18 protein-coding genes are annotated in these 17,928 nt (G+C 67.3%); 8 read left to right on the forward strand and 10 right to left on the reverse strand.

The window, feature by feature from the left end:
• Positions 1-12 precede the first annotated feature (12 nt).
• The 9 genes from phnC to phnG form a co-directional block, all read right to left on the reverse strand.
• Positions 13-873 (reverse strand): phosphonate ABC transporter ATP-binding protein, encoded by an 861-nt coding sequence (gene phnC / locus HTA01S_RS01395; protein WP_068166736.1) that lies wholly within the window; start codon positions 871-873, stop codon positions 13-15.
• 84 nt (positions 874-957) lie between these two features.
• Positions 958-2,127: an alpha-D-ribose 1-methylphosphonate 5-triphosphate diphosphatase gene (locus HTA01S_RS01400; RefSeq protein ID WP_068166739.1), complete on the reverse strand. Its 1,170-nt coding sequence runs from the start codon at positions 2,125-2,127 to the stop codon at positions 958-960.
• Positions 2,124-2,840 carry a phosphonate C-P lyase system protein PhnL gene (phnL, locus tag HTA01S_RS01405; RefSeq protein ID WP_068166741.1) on the reverse strand — a complete coding sequence of 239 codons (717 nt, stop codon included), beginning with the start codon at positions 2,838-2,840 and terminating at the stop codon, positions 2,124-2,126. Before phnL ends, HTA01S_RS01400 begins: the two co-directional genes overlap by 4 nt.
• Complete coding sequence (gene phnK, locus HTA01S_RS01410) at positions 2,837-3,622, reverse strand: phosphonate C-P lyase system protein PhnK (protein ID WP_068166743.1); 786 nt, start codon at positions 3,620-3,622, stop codon at positions 2,837-2,839. The genes phnL and phnK overlap by 4 nt, the downstream gene beginning before the upstream one ends.
• 1 nt (position 3,623) lies before the next feature.
• A complete protein-coding gene (locus HTA01S_RS01415; protein WP_068166745.1) occupies positions 3,624-4,076 on the reverse strand; it encodes a GNAT family N-acetyltransferase in 453 nt (150 codons plus the stop codon).
• Entirely contained in the window at positions 4,073-4,975 is a 903-nt protein-coding gene (locus HTA01S_RS01420; RefSeq protein ID WP_068166748.1) for an alpha-D-ribose 1-methylphosphonate 5-phosphate C-P-lyase PhnJ, read from the reverse strand. Before HTA01S_RS01420 ends, HTA01S_RS01415 begins: the two co-directional genes overlap by 4 nt.
• On the reverse strand, positions 4,972-6,081 hold the full coding sequence (locus HTA01S_RS01425; RefSeq protein WP_068166750.1) for a carbon-phosphorus lyase complex subunit PhnI: 1,110 nt from the start codon (positions 6,079-6,081) through the stop codon (positions 4,972-4,974). The genes HTA01S_RS01420 and HTA01S_RS01425 overlap by 4 nt, the downstream gene beginning before the upstream one ends.
• 2 nt (positions 6,082-6,083) lie before the next feature.
• The gene (gene phnH / locus HTA01S_RS01430; RefSeq protein WP_407656086.1) at positions 6,084-6,710 is read right to left on the reverse strand and encodes a phosphonate C-P lyase system protein PhnH; all 627 of its coding nucleotides are present in this window, start codon (positions 6,708-6,710) and stop codon (positions 6,084-6,086) included.
• Positions 6,710-7,219: a phosphonate C-P lyase system protein PhnG gene (gene phnG, locus HTA01S_RS01435; RefSeq protein ID WP_068166754.1), complete on the reverse strand. Its 510-nt coding sequence runs from the start codon at positions 7,217-7,219 to the stop codon at positions 6,710-6,712. Before phnG ends, phnH begins: the two co-directional genes overlap by 1 nt.
• A 75-nt stretch (positions 7,220-7,294) precedes the next feature.
• Here phnG and phnF point away from each other — a divergent pair, with 75 nt between their 5' ends.
• The 7 genes from phnF (at position 7,295) to HTA01S_RS01470 (ending at position 14,041) form a co-directional block, all read left to right on the forward strand.
• Positions 7,295-8,056, forward strand: coding sequence for a phosphonate metabolism transcriptional regulator PhnF (gene phnF / locus HTA01S_RS01440; RefSeq protein ID WP_068166757.1), 762 nt, complete (start codon positions 7,295-7,297; stop codon positions 8,054-8,056).
• The gene (locus tag HTA01S_RS01445; RefSeq protein ID WP_068166759.1) at positions 8,046-8,762 is read left to right on the forward strand and encodes a DUF1045 domain-containing protein; all 717 of its coding nucleotides are present in this window, start codon (positions 8,046-8,048) and stop codon (positions 8,760-8,762) included. Before phnF ends, HTA01S_RS01445 begins: the two co-directional genes overlap by 11 nt.
• Positions 8,763-8,784: 22 nt before the next feature.
• Complete coding sequence (phnN, locus tag HTA01S_RS01450) at positions 8,785-9,339, forward strand: phosphonate metabolism protein/1,5-bisphosphokinase (PRPP-forming) PhnN (protein WP_068166761.1); 555 nt, start codon at positions 8,785-8,787, stop codon at positions 9,337-9,339.
• Positions 9,340-9,401: 62 nt separating this feature from the next.
• Positions 9,402-10,049 carry a DapH/DapD/GlmU-related protein gene (locus HTA01S_RS01455; protein ID WP_068166763.1) on the forward strand — a complete coding sequence of 216 codons (648 nt, stop codon included), beginning with the start codon at positions 9,402-9,404 and terminating at the stop codon, positions 10,047-10,049.
• 189 nt (positions 10,050-10,238) lie between these two features.
• Positions 10,239-10,511, forward strand: coding sequence for a hypothetical protein (locus HTA01S_RS01460; RefSeq protein ID WP_407656087.1), 273 nt, complete (start codon positions 10,239-10,241; stop codon positions 10,509-10,511).
• 156 nt (positions 10,512-10,667) lie between these two features.
• Positions 10,668-12,893 carry an esterase-like activity of phytase family protein gene (locus HTA01S_RS01465; protein WP_068166767.1) on the forward strand — a complete coding sequence of 742 codons (2,226 nt, stop codon included), beginning with the start codon at positions 10,668-10,670 and terminating at the stop codon, positions 12,891-12,893.
• Between the two features lie 167 nt (positions 12,894-13,060).
• Complete coding sequence (locus HTA01S_RS01470) at positions 13,061-14,041, forward strand: porin (RefSeq protein WP_068166769.1); 981 nt, start codon at positions 13,061-13,063, stop codon at positions 14,039-14,041.
• Positions 14,042-14,177: 136 nt separating this feature from the next.
• Here the strand turns inward: HTA01S_RS01470 and HTA01S_RS01475 are convergent, their stop codons facing one another.
• The gene (locus HTA01S_RS01475) at positions 14,178-16,607 is read right to left on the reverse strand and encodes a UvrD-helicase domain-containing protein (protein ID WP_068166772.1); all 2,430 of its coding nucleotides are present in this window, start codon (positions 16,605-16,607) and stop codon (positions 14,178-14,180) included.
• A gap of 248 nt (positions 16,608-16,855) precedes the next feature.
• Between HTA01S_RS01475 and HTA01S_RS01480 the strand changes: the two genes are divergently transcribed.
• The gene (locus HTA01S_RS01480) at positions 16,856-17,833 is read left to right on the forward strand and encodes a GMP reductase (protein WP_068166775.1); all 978 of its coding nucleotides are present in this window, start codon (positions 16,856-16,858) and stop codon (positions 17,831-17,833) included.
• The last annotated feature ends 95 nt before the right edge of the window (positions 17,834-17,928 follow it).

The raw sequence follows: 17,928 nt of genomic DNA on the forward strand, positions 1-17,928 counted from the left end.
GGAAGGCAGCTTTCAGGCCGCTTGCGCCAGCGGAACCGGCCAGTGGCGCTCGGGCACCGGAGTCAAAGGAATCGGTGCGTGGGCCTGGGGTTCACCCATCAGCATTTCGTCGGCCTGCATGCCGTAGAGCTCGCGCAGCAGGGCTGGGGTGAGCGACGACGCGGCGCCGTCAAACACCACCTGGCCCTGGTGCAGCGCGATCACGCGCGGGCAGTACTTCAGGGCCATGTCCACCTGGTGCAGCGACACCACCACGGTGGAGCCGTCTTCGCGGTTGATGCGCGCGAGGATTTCCATGACCTTGCGGGAGGATTCGGGGTCGAGCGAGGCGATGGGTTCGTCGGCCAGCACCACCTTGGCGCCCTGCACCAGCGTTCGGGCGATGGCTGCGCGCTGCTGCTGGCCGCCCGAGAGCGTGGACGCGCGCTGGGCGTGGCAATCGGCGATGCCCACGCGGGCCAGCGCCTCGATGGCCAGCGCCCGTTCCTGGGCGTTGAACCAGCGGGTCAGGCTGCGCCACAGCGGCATGCGGTGCAGGCGCCCGACCAGCACGTTGGCCATCACGGGCAGGCGGTCCACCAGATTGAACTGCTGGAACACAAACCCGATCTGCGAGCGCACCTTGCGGATGTCGCGGTGCACCCGGCCACCCTGCTGCACACAGCAGCCGTCGATCTCGATCAGCGAGCCTTCGCCCGCGTCGGCCACCACCAGGCCCGCCACATGGCGCAACAGCGTGGACTTGCCGGAGCCGGAGGCGCCGATCAGCGCCACCATCTCGCCCTGCCGGATCTCCAGATTGATGTCGCGCAAGGCGTGTTTGCCGTTGGCGAAGTGCTTGTTCAGTTGGTGAATGCGCAGGGCGGTTTTCATGGGTGGCTCCAAAGTCGTCTAGACACGCTCACAGTGTGGGTTTTCGTTGTGACAGTCGTTTGACGGTTGGCAGAACATTTCAAGTCAGAGCACCCGTTGTCCCTCTCTCCAGACCGCGCGCACCACGCCGTGGCGCAGCCCGTTGGGCATGTTCACCACACGCACCTGGACCAGGTCGGCGCGCAGGCCGGGCTCGATGGCGCCGCGGTCGTGCAGGCCGGTGGCGCGGGCCGGGTTGCGGCTGACGATGGCCACGGCCTCGGGCAGGCTCAGGATGTCGTCGGCCACCAGCCGCAACACGGCGCTGAGCAGGCTGCCCGGCACGTAGTCGCTGGAGAGGATGTCGAGCAGGCCGTGGCGCGCCAGGTCGGCCGCGGCCACGTTGCCCGAATGCGAGCCGCCGCGCACCACGTTGGGACCGCCCATGACCGTGAGCAATCCCCGCTCGCGCGCGGCCTGGGCGGCCGCCATCGTGGTCGGGAATTCGGACAGGCTGGCGCCTTCGGCATGGGCCTGCTCCACATGGGCGACAGTGGTGTCGTCGTGGCTGGCGAGCGCGATGCCGTGCTCGCGGCAGTAGTCCACAAAGTAGTCGCGGTGCGGCTCGGCGTACTGGGCCTGCAGGCGCTCGGCGTGTGCCACCTGGTGCTCGAACTTTTCCTGGCTCCAGCCTTTCTTGCCGGTGTAGTAGATCCGTGCGTGTTCGATGTTTTCCCATTGGCGCTGGCCCGGCGTGTGGTCCATGAGCGAGATCAGCGACAGGCGCTCATGGCCGTGGAAGGGCTGGAACAGGTCGATGGTGTTGTGCGCCGGCAGCTCGCAGCGCACGTGCAGGTGGTGGTCGGCGCGCAGCACGTTTTCTGCCGTGCAGGCGTCCAGCGTCTGCAGCACCGCGTCCCACGCAGTGCCGCGCAGGCTTTCATGATCGGCATCGCCCACGCCCAGCGCGTCAAACACTGTGGTGATGCCGGCGGCGGCGATCTCGGCGTCGTGCGCCAGCAGCGCGGGCATCTCGGCCCACTGCACCTTGGGGCGCGGCATCAGGTGGCGCTCGAAGTTGTCGGTGTGCACCTCGATGAAGCCGGGCATGAGGTAGTCACCCTCCAGGTCGATGGCCTGCGGCAGCGAACTGTTGCTCGCGCCGAAGCCGGCGATGCGCCCGGCCTCCACCGACAGGCTGCCGGTCTGCACTTCGTCGGGCAGCACCAGACGGGCGTTCTTGAACACGATGGGCGGGCTCACAGCGTGGTTCATGCAGCGCTCCTGAAATCACCGACGTTGATGCGCCGCGTGGCCACGGCGTCGCCCACATGGGCGTCGTGAAAGATGCCGACCAGCGCCGCGCCGCGCGCGGCGGCTTCCTGGATCAGCTCGATCACGGTGCGGGTGTTGGCCGCGTCCAGCGAGGCGGTGGGCTCGTCCAGCAGCATCAGCGGCCGCGGCTTGATCATGTTGCGTGCGATGTTCACGCGCTGCTGCTCGCCGCCGGAAAACGTGGCCGGCGGCAAGGCCCACAGGCGCTCCGGGATGCGCAGCCGGGTGAGCCAGGCGCGCGCCTGTTCGCGCGCGGCCTCCAGCGCCGCGGGGTCGTCGCCGCTGTCTTCCACCAGCGCTTCGGCCACCACGTCGAGCGCCGACACGCGGGGAATCACGCGCAGGAACTGGCTCACGTAGCCGATGCTCTCGCGGCGCAACCGCACCAGCTCGCGCGGCGAGGCCTCGGTCACCTCCACCGGCGCGCTGCCCGGAGGCGCCACGGTGATGCGGCCTTCGGTGGCGCGGTAGTTGGCGTAGATGAGCTTGAGCAGCGTGCTCTTGCCCATGCCGGAAGGGCCGTCGAGCACCAGGCATTCGCCAGGGCGCACCTCCAGATCGACGTTGTGCAGCACCGAGAGTTCGGCGCCGTGCTGGTGGTGCAGGGTGAAGCGCTTGGCCACCCCTTTCATCTGAAGCAAGGGTGGGTTCATGGTTGCAATACCGAAGAGACGAGGAGCTGGGTGTAGGGGTGCTGGGGATCGTCGAGCACCTGGTCGGTGAGGCCGGCCTCGACCACGCGGCCGCGCTGCATCACCATCATGCGGTGAGCCAGCAGACGGGCCACGGCCAGGTCGTGCGTGACGATGATCGCGGCGAGGTGCATCTGGCGCGTGAGCTGGCGCATCAGGTCGAGCAGGCGGGCCTGCACCGACACGTCCAGCCCCGAGGTGGGCTCGTCCATGAAGATCAGGCGCGGCTGCGTGACCAGGTTGCGCGCGATCTGCAGGCGCTGGCGCATGCCACCGGAGAAGGTTCGCGGCGCGTCGTCGATGCGGATCGGGTCGATCTCGACGCGCTGCAGCCACTCTTCGGCGGTGCAGCGCAGCCGCCCGTAGTGGCGCTCGCCCAGGCCCATCAGGCGCTCGCCCACGTTGGCACCGGCCGACACGTCCATGCGCAGGCCATCGGCCGGATTCTGGTGCACGAAGCCCCAGTCGGTGCGCGCCAGCAGGCGTTGCTGCGCCTGCGACATGGTGTGCACGTCCTGCAGCAGACCGTCGCGGCCGAGGAATTCGACGCTGCCCGCATCGGGCGCGGTGCGCGCGGCGATGGCGTTGAGCAGGGTGGTCTTGCCCGAACCGGACTCGCCCACCACGGCCAGAACCTCGCCCGGCCAGAGATCGAAGGACGCTTCGTGCAGCGCGACTTGGTCACCGTAACGCTTGGCCACGCCGCGCACGCGCAGCAGGGGGGTTGAAGAAGAGGGTTTCATTTCAAGTCTCAATCACAAAACTCAGGCCGTGGCGCTGGAAGCCGAGGGATTCGTAGAAGGCGTGTGCGGCCTGGCGTTTGGCGTTCGACGACAGGGCCAGCTTGTAGCAACCGGCTTCGCGGGCCTGCTCGATGGCGTGCGCCATGAGCTGGCGACCGATGCCCTTGCCCTGGCGCTGCGGGTGCACGACCACGTCTTCGGCAATGGCCGAGGGTGCACCGCAGTGCGCCAGGTTGTGCATCACCAGCAAGGCGTAGGTGGCGATCACGCTGTCGGGAAACGCTGGCTCGCAGGCGACGAAAAGCCGGTAGCTGGGGTAGCGCGCAAACTGCTGGAACACCTCGCGCGCCTGCGCCACAGAGAGCACGGCGTCGTTGTCCAGGCCCGACTGCCCGTACAGTGCCAGCACGCCGGGCAGATCGGCTTCGGTGGCTTCGCGGATCAGCAGTCTCATGAACCCTCCCCTGCTGCCGGCTGGCGCGACTGGCAATAGTCCGAGTCCGAGCACACGTGCATGCGCGCACCGGCGTCGTCGGTGATCACCTCGTCGAGGAACGAATCGGTGGCGCCGCACAGGGCGCAGGCGGCGTCCCAGCGCTGCACTTCGAACGGGTGGTCCTCGAAGCCGAGGCTTTCGACCGACGTGTAGGGCGGCACGGCGTAGATGCGCTTCTCGCGCCCGGCGCCAAAGAGCTGCAGCGCCGGGTTCATGTGCATCTTGGGGTTGTCGAACTTCGGGATCGGCGACGGCGCCATCACGTAGCGGCCGTTGACCAGCACGGGGTAGTCGTAGGTGGTGGCGATGTGGCCGTAGCGCGCGATGTCTTCGTAGAGCTTCACGTGCATGAGGCCGTATTCGGCCAGGCCGTGCAGGGTGCGGGTTTCGGTCTCGCGTGGCTCCAGGCGCTGCATGGGCTCGGGCACCGGCACCTGGTAGACCAGCACCTGGCCTTCGACCAGCGGGATCTCGGGGATGCGGTGGCGCGTCTGGATCAGGGTCGCCTCGGTGGTGCGCGTGGTGGTGGCCACGCCGGTGGTGCGCTGGAAGAAGCGCCGGATGTTGACCGCGTTGACGGTGTCGTCCGAGCCCTGGTCGATGACCTTCAAGGTGTCGTCCGGTCCGATCACCGAGGCGGTGACCTGGATGCCGCCGGTGCCCCAGCCGTAGGGCAGCGGCATCTCGCGCGAGCCGAACGGCACCTGGTAACCGGGAATGGCCACGGCCTTCAGGATGGCGCGGCGGATCATGCGCTTGGTGCGCTCGTCGAGGTAGGCGAAATTGACCTCGGCCGCGCGCTCGACGGACGGCTCGGGCAGGCGCTCCAGCGCCACGGCTTCGTACGGTGCGTTCATGCGGCGGCCTCTTCGTTGGGGGTGGGGTGGGTGGTGGCCACGGCGCGCATCTTGCGCACCAGCTCCAGCTCGGACTGGAAGTCCACGTAGTGCGGCAGCTTCAGGTGCTGCACAAAGCCCGAGGCCTCCAGGCTGTCGCTGTGCGAGAGCACGAACTCCTGCATCTGGGCCGGCGACAACACGGCTTCGCCGAGTTCGTCGGCGCGCAGCGCGCGGTCCACCAGGCTCATGGCCATGGCCTTGCGTTCGCTGTGACCGAAGGCCAGTCCGTAGCCGCGCGTGAACTGCGGTGGCTCGGTCTTGCTGCCAGCGAACTGGTTGACCATCTCGCACTCGGTCAGCTCCATGTCGCCGATGGAAATGGCAAAGCCCAGCTCTTCGGGCACGATCTCCACCGCCACCTGCCCGAGGCGGATTTCGCCGACGAAGGGGTGCGAGTTCGCATAACCGCGCTGGGTCGAATAGGCCATGGCGAGCAGAAAGCCCTCGTCGCCGCGGGCCAGGTTCTGCAGCCGCGTGGCGCGGGCGGCGGGAAAGCGCAGCGGTTCGCGCGTCAGGTCCACCGGCGCCGGGTCGCCCGGCGGCACCGGGCGGGTTTCGATCAGACCTTCCTGGTTGAGCAGGTCCACCACGCGCGGCGTGGCCTCGGGCTGGGCGCTGCCCGCAACGCCCGCGTCACCCGCCACCACCGGCGCGCCGCTGGCCAGCAGGGTGAAGTCGAGCAGGCGCTGGGTGTAGTCGTAGGTGGGGCCGAGCACCTGGCCACCGGGCAGGTCCTTGAAGGTGGCCGAGATGCGGCGCTCCAGCGCCATGCGCGCGGTGTCCAGCGCGCAGGCGGTGCCCAGGCGCGGCAGCGTGGCGCGGTAGGCGCGCAGCAGGAAGATGGCTTCGACCAGATCGCCCGAGGCCTGCTTGATGGCCAGCGCGGCGAGCTCGGGGTCGTACACCGAACCTTCGGTCATGACGCGGTCCACCGCCAGCTTGAGCTGCTCGCGGATCTGCGCCACACCGAGCTCGGGCTGGGCCGGGTCGCCACGGCGCTGGTCGGCCAGCAGGCGGTAGCTGTTGAGGATGGCGGTTTCTCCGCCCTTGACGGCAACGTACATGGTCAGGCCTCGACGGGTGTGTGGATGCGCGTGGTGCGCGGCAGGCCCACGAGCTCATCGCGGGTGGCGAGGAACAGGTCGACACCGCGCGGGAAACCGGCGTGGTTGTTTTCCCATTGCACGGCGAAGTCAGCGGGCAGGCCGGTCACGCTGAGCAACGCCTGCTCGCGGATGCCGGGGCCGCTGAGCGTCCAGTGCTGCGTTTCGGCATCTGCATCGGCGGAAAGGGAACCCACATCGACCACGCAGGTGGCCGACTGGTCCGGGCATTCGTCGCTGCCCTGGCGCAGGCTCTGCAACGCGGGCAGCGGATCGCCAGCGCCCACCCAGACGAACTGGGCCTGCGCCGCGTGCTCCACCAACTGGCAACCGGTGTGAAAGCGCAGCCACATGGCGGCGTCGCTGTCGCGCAGCGAGGGCGACAGCCAGAGGCCACAGTCGGCGTCGAGCATGGCGAGCAGGAACACCGCCGCGGCGGCATTGCCGTGGCGGGGCAGCTCGGCATCGTGTTCCACCGGGATGCAGCGGCCGGGGTGTGACAGGGCCATCAGGGCCGAGCGGAACACCGCCTGGCTGCCGAAGGCCTCGTGGGAAAAACCGGCCCCCACCGAAGACAGATCGTGGGACATCATTCGCCCTCCTCTTCGTCGTCGGCACCGCCCGACTCGCGCGCCACGGTGAAGAACTCCACCTTGGTGCTCTGCACGCGCTGCTGGCGCTGCACCTGCTCATGCGCCAGGTGTTCGCGCACCGGCTGCAGCAGTTTCGCCTCCAGCACCGGCTGCTGCGACGGGTCCTGCAACAGGGCATCGGCCAGCGCCGCGAGCTGCGCGTGGCGGTGCGAGCGGCCCATCACATAAGCCACGCCCACCGGCGCCTGCTGGGAGGCGCCGGGCAGGCGCAGCGCGCAGCGGGTCACAGTGACTTCACCGAGGTTGAAGCGCTCGCCTGTGCCGCCCGCGCGGCCCTGCACCATCATCAGGCCGGTCTCGGGGGTGCGCAGCCAGCGCGGGGCAGCCTGATCGTGCGGGCCGAGGGCGGCTTCGAGAACCTCCAGCGGGGCGCGGGCCAGCAGGGCCATCCAGCCCGGGCGGCTCAGGGACCGCTCGGGGCCCGGATTGTCAAATGCGTGAAACATGTCCGTGGTACCTTTTAAGACGTCTAGACAAATTGAATCCAGACCCCGAGCGTAGAGTCACCAAATGTCCCTTTCATGACAAAGCTTCTGACCCTTTCACCCCCCCTCCCGGACACGCCCCGCGAACACCACAGCTTCTGGGCGCGCATCGCCAACGAACTCGCCGAGGCCATCGCCCGCGGTGTGTACGAGCCTGGCCAGCGCCTGCCATCCGAGCACGTGCTGGCCGAGCAGTACGGCGTCAACCGCCACACCATCCGCCGCTCGCTGGCCAGCATGTGCCAGAAGGGGCTGGTGCGCATCACGCAGGGGAGCGGCACCTATGTCGAGGACTTCGCGGTGGACCTGATCATTGGCAAGCGCACGCGGCACCGCCAGAGCCTGGCGCAGGCCGGCCTGCGCGGCGGCCTCGAAGTGCAGGACGCCCAGCGCACCCGCGCCACCGCGGCGCAGGCCCAGGCCCTGCAGGTGCCCGCGCGCAGCGCCGTGTTGCGCCTGCAGGTGCTGGGGGTGGGTGCCGGCCAGCCGCTGCACGTGAGCGACCGTGTGTTCCCCCTGCCCCGCTTCGACCGGCTGGAGGCGGTGTTGCGCGAGACCGGCTCCATCACCGACGCGTTCAGCGCCCACGGCGTGGCGGACTACACCCGCAAGGAGAGCCGCATCACGGCGCAACTGCCCAGCCCGGCAGTGGCAGCGCTGCTCAAGCAGCCGGCCAGCCGGCCGGTGCTGTTCGTGACCAGTGTGAACATCGACAGTGCGGGCGTGCCGATCGAGTTCGGCAGCACCTGGTTCGCGGGCGACCGCGTGAAGCTCACGGTGGCCCACGATGACCATTGACCTCAGCAACGCTCACCGTTTCGCGGTCTATTTCGCGCCGCCACCCGGCTCGGCCTGGTGGGAGGCGGGCAGCCGCTGGCTGGGCCGCTGCGCGGCCACGAACGACGTGTTGACCCAGCCCACCATCGACGGCATCACGCCCGAACAACAACGGCAACTCACCGCCGATCCGCGGCGCTACGGCTGGCACGCCACGCTGAAAGCACCGTTTGTGCTGAGCGAGGGCGTGGGCCTGGACGATCTGCGCGAGGCGCTGCGGGCCATCGCGGCGTCCTTCACGGCCTTCGACATGCCCACCCTGCAGGTGCGCCGGCTGGCGGACTTCCTGGCCCTGTGCCCGGAAGGCGACAAGCACGCCATCAACGCGGTGGCCAGCGCCTGCGTGACGCAGCTGAACGACCTGGCCGCGCCGCTGTCGTCCGACGAACTGGAACGCCGCCGACGCATGGGAACGCTGTCCACGCAGGAGGACGCCCTGCTGGTGCGCTGGGGCTACCCCTACGTGCTGGAACGCTACCGCTTCCACCTCTCGCTGACCGGCAACCTGCAGGGTGTCGATGCCCGGACGGTGGAGCGACTTGAGCAGGCGGCCCAGGCCTGGTTTGGCGAGCTGCCGCCCTGCCCCTTCGATGGCCTGGCGCTGTTCGCCGAGCCCTCGAAAGCCGCCGACTTTGTACTGGTCGAGCGCTGGTGGTTTGGGAAATGAGCGCAGCACGGAGGGCAGTCCGGTGAGCCGCCGCCTGGTGTACGTGGTCGGGCCATCGGGGGCCGGCAAGGACAGCGTGCTGGGCTGGGTGCGCCATCACCTGAGGTCCACACCGTCCATCCATTGGGCGCGGCGCAGCATCACCCGCACAGCCCGTCCGGGCGACGAGGCGCACGAGGCGATGGACGAAGGCCAGTTCCATGCCTTGCGCGAACGGGGTGCCTTTGCGCTGAACTGGCAGGCCAACGGCCTGCACTACGGCGTGCGCCACAGCGAGCTGGGCCCGCTCGATCACGGTGCCTGGGTGTTCGTCAACGGCTCGCGGGGCCATCTGGACGCCACCCGCAGCCGCTTCCCCGGGCTCACCGTGGTGCACGTGTCGGCCAGCCCGGACACCTTGCGCCAGCGCCTGCTGGCCCGCGCACGGGAGACGCTGGCCGAGGTCGAGGCCCGCATCCAGCGCACGCAGTCGCTGCCACCGACGCAGGCCTTCGAGATCCTGAACGACGGCACGCTGGACGACGCGGGCCGCCGCTTCGTCGATCACCTGCAAACCCTGCCCGGATGGCCCGCATGAGCGCTGCGCCGGGCCGCTCCCATGCCAGCTCACACCCCGGCCCCCAGGGCGAACGGACTCCCATGAACCACACACACATCGCATCGTTCAACGTGGGCGAGGCCACGCAGTTGGGCGAAGCCCCGAGCATCGCCCCCACCGCGGTCATCCGCGACTGCCGCTTCGGCCGCTACACCGAGGTCGGCGACCAGGCGCGTCTGGCCGACAGCCTGCTGGACGACTATTCGTATCTGGACCGCGGCTGCGACATCATGTCGGCCGACATCGGCAAGTTCAGCAACATCGCGTCCATGGTGCGCATCAACCCGGGCTTCCACCCCATGGAGCGCCCCACGCTGCACCACTTCACCTACCGCCGCGCCAAGTACGGCATGGCGCCCGAGGACGACGCGGCCTTCTTCGAGTGGCGCCGCCGTCAGCGCGTAACCATCGGTCACGACACCTGGATCGGTCACGGCGCGGTGATCATGCCGGGCGTGAGCATCGGCAACGGTGCGGTGATCGGCAGCAATGCCGTGGTCACCAAGGACGTGCCGGCCTACGCCATCGCCGCCGGCGCGCCGGCCCGGGCGATCCGGCAACGCTTCCCGACGTCGATTGCCGCCGCCATCGAATCCACCGCCTGGTGGAACTGGGACCACGCCACCCTGACCGAGCGCATGGACGACTTCTGCGACCTGCGGAGATTTCTCGCGAAGCACGCCGCCTGACGAAGATCTTCGGTCATGTCCAAGCACGGGGCACCGCTCATGGAGACGGACTTTCACACCAACGTCATATTTCCGTCATCAAACACGGAGCCCCCGTCGGTATGCTCGGCCATTAGGGCATACCCTGAAACCTTTGGTATGCCGACCGATTCACAAACCGTTGAGAGAGAGCGAGGTTCCATGATTGCCTTGAAGAAAGCCCGCAAGCTGATCGAGAACCACGCCGGCAAGCCGAAGGCAGAGGTCCTGTCCCGGCTGGTGCTGGCGCTGGAGTCAGAAGTACCGTTCCAGCTGTCGGACCTGTACCGACTGGACTACGACGACTTCCATCTCGCCATGGAGATCATGGCCGAGTGGCGCCTGGACCGCTACTACACCAGCAAGGCCGTGCTGCTGGACCTGTCGATGCAGGTCAGCCAGCAACAGGAACAAGCAAGGGAAGCCGTACCCCAAGCCGCCTGAGTCCCTGACGGCTTGCGCCGGACCAGTCACAACAGCCCTACAAGCCCCTGCCCGCATTCGCCGGCAGGGGCTTTGTTTTGGGCAACTGACGGTCACGACCATGACATATGCGCCCCCTAGCCTCCTGGGGCTTTTCCCACGACGCCCAACCTTCGCATGAACACACTTCGCTTCTGCACCCTGACCGCGGCGCTGGCCGCTTCTTTCGCGCTCACCTCACAGGCCCAGGCCGCGCCGCCAGCCCCACCGACCAACCGCTTCGCCATGGTCCACCACCTGCCCGTGGACGGCGTGGCCGAGATCGTGGCCGCCACGCCGGACGGCCTGACCCTGATCTACACCAGTGCCGACGCCGGCGTGCTCGGCATGGTGGACATCACGAACCCTGCGCAGCCGGAGCTGCTGCCGCGCGTGAACGTGCAGCTGATGGGCCTGGGCGAACCGACCTCGGTAGCCATCAGCCCCGACGGCCGTTATGCCGTGGTGGCGGTGCGCCTGGGTGACGACGTGGCCAACGCGCGCCGTGGTCTGGTGCGCGTGTACGACATCCGCCAGCCCGCTGCCGTGAAACACGTCAAGGACATCACCGTGGGCATCGGCCCCGATTCGCTGGCGCTCGCTGGCCAGGGCCGCACGCTGCGCGCCGTGGTGGCGATCGAAGACGAAGAAACCGACGCCGAGGGCGACGCCACGCTGGGCGGCCAGCGCCCCGGCCGCATCGACGTGGTCGGACTGCAGGACCTGTATGGCGGTGCCAGCAGCGGTGTGCAGTCGATCGAACTGGTGCAGGCACTGCAGACCGTGCCCGGCATCGTCTACCCGAACGACCCGCAACCCGAATTCGTTTCAATCGATGCGCGTGCCCGGAAGGCGGTGGTCTCGCTGCAGGAGAACAACGCGGTCGCCCTCATCGACCTGAGCCATCCGACGCGTGCGCGCCTGGAGCGCGTGTTCTCCACCGGCACCGTGACACGCAACGGCAATGCCGACCTCAAGAAAGACAAGGAGATCACTTTCAAGGACAGCTTCACCGCGCGCCGCGAGGCCGATGCGGTGGCCTGGGTGGCACCGGGCGTGTTCGCCACGGCCAACGAAGGCGACGGCAAGAAGGACAAGGCCGGCGTGCTGCCGGGCGGCCGCGGCTTCACGCTGATGAACACCCGCGGCGAGGTGGTCTACGAAACCGGTGAACGCACCGAAGTGAACGCGCTGTTGCATGGCCACTACCCGGACGGGCGCTCGGCGTCCAAGGGCGTGGAGATGGAAGCCGTGACGGCCGGCCGCTTCGGCGGCAAGCCCCACCTGCTGGTCGGCTCGGAGCGGGGTTCTTTCGTCGAGGTCTACCGCCTGGACAATCCGAAACAGCCGCAGTTCGTGCAACTGCTGCCCACCGGCATGGCGCCCGAAGGGCTGACCACCGTGACGCAACGCCGCGACGGCCAGCAGTTGCTCGTGACCGCCAACGAAAAAGAAAACTCGCTCAACCTCTACCGCTTCCATGCCAGAGGCGTGCCAGCAGGCGCTGCCGAACCGCAACTGGTGGCGAAGGACGCGAGCCTGCCCTGGGGCGCGCTTTCCGGCCTGACCACCGACGGCACACACCTGTACGCCGTGCCCGACAACGCCTTCGGCCAGTCGCGTATCTTCCGCATCGATCCCTCGGATGCGGCGCAGGGACGTTTGACGCTGGACCAGGTGACCCTGCTCACCGAGGCCGATGGCCAAGCGCTGAAGGTCGACCCCGAAGGCATCGCCAAGGTGGCCGACGGTTTCTGGATCGCTTCGGAAGGCAAGACCGTCGCCGACAACGAACTCATCAAGGTGAACATGGCCGGCGTGGTGCAGCAGCGCGTGAAGCTGCCCGCCAGCGTGCAGGCGAAGTTCGCCAGCCCCAAGACCAGCACCGGCTACGAGGGCGTGACCGCCAGCGCCGATGGCCAGACGCTCTACATGGCGGTGCAGCGGGGCTTTGACCTGAACAAACCCCAGGCCGCCATCCTGAAGCTGCACCTGCCCACCAGCACCTGGACCACGGCGCTCTATCCGCTGGACCAGCACAGCAAGGACGCCAAAAAATTCTGGATGGGTCTGTCCGAAATCCAGCTCACGGAGGACGGCCGCCTGCTGCTGCTCGAACGCGACAAGGGCGGTGGCGAAGGCCAGGCCATCAACGCCGAAGTCAAACGCATCTACAGCGTGAAAGCCGCCGACGTGACCGAAGGCGCGACCCTCACCAAGACCCTGGTGCGCGACCTGCGCAAAGACTTCAACTACGTGCAGGAAAAGGCCGAAGGCATGGTGGTCTTCAAGGGCGTGCTCTGGGTCGTCAACGACAACGACGGCGCCGGCTGGACGCGCTGGGTCAATGCCGGCAAGCCCTGAAAAATGTTTGTTGTTGCATTGCAACAATGAGAGCAAACCCGGCTTGTGTCACAGAGCTTTTATGGTCGTTCGATGAAATGGACACACCTGCTTGCAAATGGCAACGGGTGTGGAAGCCGGCGGTCTCTCGCTGGCTTCCCATTCACCAAACCTCTGGAGAAAATTCAATGAAAAAGAGCCTCATCGCTCTGGCCGTGCTGGCCGCTTCGGGCGCCACCATGGCGCAGTCGTCCGTCACCGTCTACGGTCGCGTGGACCTGTCGGTCGGCAGCATCAAGGAACTGGGCACCGGCAGCGAGACCAAGATGTTCAACGGCGGCAACGGCGGCCTGACCACGCCCCGCCTGGGCTTTCGCGGCGTCGAAGACCTCGGTGGTGGCCTGAAGGCCCACTTCAAGCTCGAACAGCGCATCGACGCCGAAACCGGCGCCCTGCAAAGCCCGTCCTTCAAGGGCGAGTCCAGCATGGGCCTGATGGGTGGCTTCGGCAAGCTGACCCTGGGTCGCACCTACAGCGTGTACGACGATGCGCGCGCCCTGTCCAACAGCAACTCGGTGTTCGACTCGGCATTCACGCCTTCGGGCAACGGCGTGTTCAAGTCGGGTGGCGACTATTCGAGCCGCTTCAACAACCAGATGCGCTACGACATGCCCAACATGGGTGGCGTGTACGGTGGCCTGTCCTACGCTTTCGAACAGAACGCGGGCGCAGACGACACCATGACCGCCGTCCTGGTCGGCTACAAGAACGGCCCGATGAACTTCGCGCTGGGCCACCAGAACGAAAAGGGCAAGTCGGACAAGTACCTGCAACTGGCCGCTGCCTACGACCTGGGCGTGGCCAAGCTGTCCGCCGGCTACAACACCCGCAGCGGCACCGCCGCCAAGGGCGACGACGATGAGCTGAGCCTGGGTGTGGACGTTCCCGTCGGCGCCATCAACCTGTCGGCCGGTTTCGCCACCAGCAAGACCAAGGTCGGCGGCTTCACCTCGTCCAAGGCCTCGGGCTTCGGTCTGGGCGCCACCTACACCCTGTCCAAGCGCTCGAAGCTGTACGCCGGCTACCGCACGCACGAAGTGGAAGATGGCGCTGGCGTGAAGACCGCCGACACGAGGCTCTTCGCCATGGGCGTGCGCCACGACTTCTGATGTGATTTGAAACGGCGTGCCTCGTGCACGCCGCAGTTGCTCCAAGGTTGCGCGGAGACACTCGTCAATCAGAGACCGCGTGATTTTTTACAGCCGCGACGGCTTGGCCGCCGCGGCTTTTTTTCGTGGGCGAGGCTCAGTCGTCCACCGGCGTCAGCTTGGCCACCGAGAGCGCCAGCCACTTCACGCCATGCCGCGAGAAATTCACCTGGGCCCTCGCCTCGGCGCCCGCGCCTTCCAGCGCCAGCACCTTGCCTTCGCCGAACTTGTTGTGGAACACCTTCATGCCGGCCTTGATGTCGGTGCCGCGGTCGGGCTCGGGGTTGCTCTTGCCGCCCAGTCCTTTGGGGTCGCTGCCCGAAGCCCAGCCCGGTGACCAGGCCGGTTGCAGCACGGCGGGCGCACCGGCGCCCCGCGTGCCATAGCCACCCCGGTTGCCCTGCCAGCCACCGCCCGCGCCAGCTGCGCTCGGGTTCCAGGCCGGCTGCTGCGGCGTGAGCCACTTCAGGCAGCTCTCGGGCAGTTCCTCGAAGAAGCGGCTTTTGAGGTTGTAGCGCGTCTGGCCGTGCAGCATGCGCGTCTGCGAATGGCTGAGGTACAGGCGCTTGCGCGCGCGCGTGATCGCCACGTACATCAGGCGGCGTTCCTCTTCCAGTCCGTCGCGGTCGCTCATGGAGTTCTCGTGCGGGAACAGCCCCTCTTCCATGCCGGTGATGAAGACGCAGTCGAACTCCAGGCCCTTGGCGGCGTGCACCGTCATGAGCTGCACCGCGTCCTGCCCGGCCTGGGCCTGGTTGTCGCCGGACTCGAGCGCGGCGTGCGTGAGGAAGGCCGCGAGCGGGCTCATGGTCTCGCCGGTGTCGGCGTCGGGGGCCAGCGGCTCGTCCAGCACCGGGAGTGTCGGGTCAATGCCTTGGCTGGCCGGACTCTGTGTCAGCGGCGAACCATCCACCGTGCGCGCCACCGCGTCGCGGCCAAAACCTTCGATACCCACGAAGCTCTTGGCCGCGCTCACCAGTTCTTCCAGGTTTTCCACCCGGTCCTGCCCTTCGCGCTCGGCCCGGTAGTGCTCGATCAGGCCGCTGTGATCCAGCACCAGCTCGATGATCTCGGACAGCGTCATGCCCACCGAGCGCTCGCGCAGCACGTCGAGCTTGGCCACGAAACCGCCGATGGCCGCGCCGGCGCGGCCGGTGACGGCGCTCACCGCGTCGTGCAGCGAACAGCCCGAGCTGCGCGCCACATCCTGCAACTGCTCGATGCTGCGCGCCCCGATGCCGCGCGGCGGGAAGTTCACCACGCGCAGGAAACTGGTGTCGTCGTTGGCGTTTTCCAGCAGGCGCAGGTAGGCCAGCGCGTGCTTGATTTCAGCGCGCTCGAAGAAGCGCAGACCGCCGTACACGCGGTAGGGCATGCCGGCATTGAACAGCGCGGTTTCCACCACGCGGCTCTGCGCGTTGCTGCGGTAGAGCACGGCCATCTCGCTCTTGGGCACGTCTTCGCGCGCGAGCTGCTTCATCTCGTCCACGATCCATTGCGCTTCGGCGAAGTCGCTGGTGGCTTCGAACACCCGCACCGGCTCGCCCGCGCCCGCGTCGGTGCGCAGGTTCTTGCCCAGGCGGTTGCTGTTGTGGCTGATCAGCTGGTTGGCCGAGTCCAGGATGTTGCTGACGCTGCGGTAGTTCTGCTCCAGCTTGATCTGGTGCTTCACGCGAAACTCGCGCACGAAGTCGGCCATGTTGCCCACGCGAGCACCGCGGAAGGCGTAAATGCTCTGGTCGTCGTCGCCCACCGCAAACACCGCGTTGCCCGAGGGCGTGAGCCCTTCGAGCGGCGGCGTGCTGAACATCTTGATCCAGGCGTACTGCAGGCGGTTGGTGTCCTGGAACTCGTCAATCAGGATGTGTTTGAAGCGCCGCTGGTAGTGCTCGCGCACCGGGTCGTTGTCGCGCAGCACCTCGTAGCTGCGCAACATGAGTTCTCCAAAGTCCACCACGCCTTCGCGCTGGCATTGCTCTTCGTAGAGCGCGTACAGCTCCACCTTCTTGCGTGTCTCCTCGTCGCGCGCCACCACATCCATCGGGCGCTGGCCGTCTTCCTTGCAGCCGCTGATGAAGTACTGGAGCTGCTTGGGCGGGTAGCGCTCGTCGTCGATGTTGAACTGCTTGCACAGGCGCTTGATCGCCGAGAGCTGGTCCTGCGTGTCCAGGATCTGGAAGGTCTGCGGCAAGTTGGCCAGTTTGTGGTGCGCACGCAGGAAGCGGTTGCACAGGCCGTGGAAGGTGCCGATCCACATGCCGCGCACGTTGATGGGCAGCATGGCCGACAGCCGCGTCATCATTTCCTTGGCGGCCTTGTTGGTGAAGGTCACGGCCAGCACGCCGCCGGGCGTGACCTGGCCGGTCTGCAGCAGCCAGGCGATGCGGGTGGTGAGCACGCGGGTCTTGCCCGAGCCGGCACCGGCGAGGATGAGCGCGTGTTCGGCAGGGAGGGTGACGGCGGCGCCCTGTTCGGCATTCAGGCCCGCGAGCAGCGGGGACGGGGCAACGGATTCTTCAAACAACATGGTGTCGATTGTAGGAAGCCGGTGCCCGGCGGCGGATCTATATGAGAGACCATATGGGCGTCATACCGCCACCGACGGGCCTGCGGTCTGTGCGCGCGGCGCCAGAGCGCCTAGAATCAATCACCGGGCCCAAGATTCTTGCGCCCGGTTTCTTTTTGGCCGGAGGCCTTCCCGCCCAACAGAAAGCCGGACCCAAGCCAAGCGCTCTCCCTGTTCATCTACAACAGTTTTCTGGAGCCTGGTTTCAAATGGAAATTTTCGACTACGACAATATTTTGTTGCTCCCGCGCAAGTGCCGCGTGCAGAGCCGCTCGGAATGCGACGCCGGCGTGGAGCTGGGTGGCCGCAAGTTCCGCCTGCCGGTGGTGCCCGCCAACATGAAGACCGTGGTGGATCAGAAGATCTGCCTCTGGATGGCCCAGAACGGCTACTTCTACGTGATGCACCGCTTTGATCTGGACAACGTGCAGTTCGTGCGCGACATGCACGGCGCGGGTGTCTACGCCTCGATCTCGCTGGGCGTGAAAGCGCCCGACCGCGCCACGGTGGACACCCTCGCCGCCGAAGGCCTGGTGCCCGAGTACATCACCATCGACATCGCCCACGGCCACGCCGACAGCGTGCGCGACATGATCGGCTACATCAAGGCCCGGCTCCCGAGCAGCTTCGTGATCGCCGGCAACGTGGCCACGCCCGAGGCGGTGATCGATCTGGAGAACTGGGGCGCCGACGCCACCAAGGTGGGCGTGGGCCCGGGCAAGGTCTGCATCACCAAGCTCAAGACCGGTTTCGGCACCGGCGGCTGGCAACTCTCGGCGCTCAAGTGGTGCGCCCGCGTGGCGACCAAACCCATCATTGCCGACGGCGGCATCCGCAGCCACGGCGACATCGCCAAGAGCATCCGCTTCGGCGCGTCCATGGTCATGATCGGCTCGCTGTTCGCCGGGCACGAAGAATCGCCGGGCCAGACGGTGGAGGTCGACGGTGTGCTCTACAAGGAGTACTACGGCTCGGCCAGCGACTTCAACAAGGGCGAGTACCGGCACGTCGAAGGCAAGCGCATCCTGGAGCCGATCAAGGGCACGCTGGCCGACACGCTGGTGGAGATGGAGCAGGACGTCCAGAGCTCCATCAGCTATTCGGGCGGCACGAAGCTGCTGGACCTGAAAAAAGTGAACTACGTGATCCTGGGTGGCGAGAACGCGGGCGAACACCTGTTTATGTAAGCCCACCCCCGCGCCGCGCCCAAAGGCGCGTCACCCCCTCAAGGGGGCGATGCGAGTGGCCCGGCAGAGCCGGTTCCACCGCATCCTCGAATCAA

The sequence above is a fragment of the Hydrogenophaga taeniospiralis CCUG 15921 genome, from assembly GCF_001592305.1.
Classification (GTDB): domain Bacteria; phylum Pseudomonadota; class Gammaproteobacteria; order Burkholderiales; family Burkholderiaceae_C; genus Hydrogenophaga; species Hydrogenophaga taeniospiralis.

Excerpts from the sequence above, each read along its gene's own strand:
- phnC (WP_068166736.1), bottom strand. The coding sequence starts at position 873 with ATGAAAACCGCCCTGCGCATTCACCAACTGAACAAGCACTTCGCCAAC.
- HTA01S_RS01400 (WP_068166739.1), bottom strand. The coding sequence starts at position 2,127 with ATGAACCACGCTGTGAGCCCGCCCATCGTGTTCAAGAACGCCCGTCTG.
- phnL (WP_068166741.1), bottom strand. The coding sequence starts at position 2,840 with ATGAACCCACCCTTGCTTCAGATGAAAGGGGTGGCCAAGCGCTTCACC.
- phnK (WP_068166743.1), bottom strand. The coding sequence starts at position 3,622 with ATGAAACCCTCTTCTTCAACCCCCCTGCTGCGCGTGCGCGGCGTGGCC.
- HTA01S_RS01415 (WP_068166745.1), bottom strand. The coding sequence starts at position 4,076 with ATGAGACTGCTGATCCGCGAAGCCACCGAAGCCGATCTGCCCGGCGTG.
- HTA01S_RS01420 (WP_068166748.1), bottom strand. The coding sequence starts at position 4,975 with ATGAACGCACCGTACGAAGCCGTGGCGCTGGAGCGCCTGCCCGAGCCG.
- HTA01S_RS01425 (WP_068166750.1), bottom strand. The coding sequence starts at position 6,081 with ATGTACGTTGCCGTCAAGGGCGGAGAAACCGCCATCCTCAACAGCTAC.
- phnH (WP_407656086.1), bottom strand. The coding sequence starts at position 6,710 with ATGTCCCACGATCTGTCTTCGGTGGGGGCCGGTTTTTCCCACGAGGCC.
- phnG (WP_068166754.1), bottom strand. The coding sequence starts at position 7,219 with ATGTTTCACGCATTTGACAATCCGGGCCCCGAGCGGTCCCTGAGCCGC.
- phnF (WP_068166757.1), top strand. The coding sequence starts at position 7,295 with ATGACAAAGCTTCTGACCCTTTCACCCCCCCTCCCGGACACGCCCCGC.
- HTA01S_RS01445 (WP_068166759.1), top strand. The coding sequence starts at position 8,046 with ATGACCATTGACCTCAGCAACGCTCACCGTTTCGCGGTCTATTTCGCG.
- HTA01S_RS01455 (WP_068166763.1), top strand. The coding sequence starts at position 9,402 with ATGAACCACACACACATCGCATCGTTCAACGTGGGCGAGGCCACGCAG.
- HTA01S_RS01465 (WP_068166767.1), top strand. The coding sequence starts at position 10,668 with ATGAACACACTTCGCTTCTGCACCCTGACCGCGGCGCTGGCCGCTTCT.
- HTA01S_RS01470 (WP_068166769.1), top strand. The coding sequence starts at position 13,061 with ATGAAAAAGAGCCTCATCGCTCTGGCCGTGCTGGCCGCTTCGGGCGCC.
- HTA01S_RS01475 (WP_068166772.1), bottom strand. The coding sequence starts at position 16,607 with ATGTTGTTTGAAGAATCCGTTGCCCCGTCCCCGCTGCTCGCGGGCCTG.
- HTA01S_RS01480 (WP_068166775.1), top strand. The coding sequence starts at position 16,856 with ATGGAAATTTTCGACTACGACAATATTTTGTTGCTCCCGCGCAAGTGC.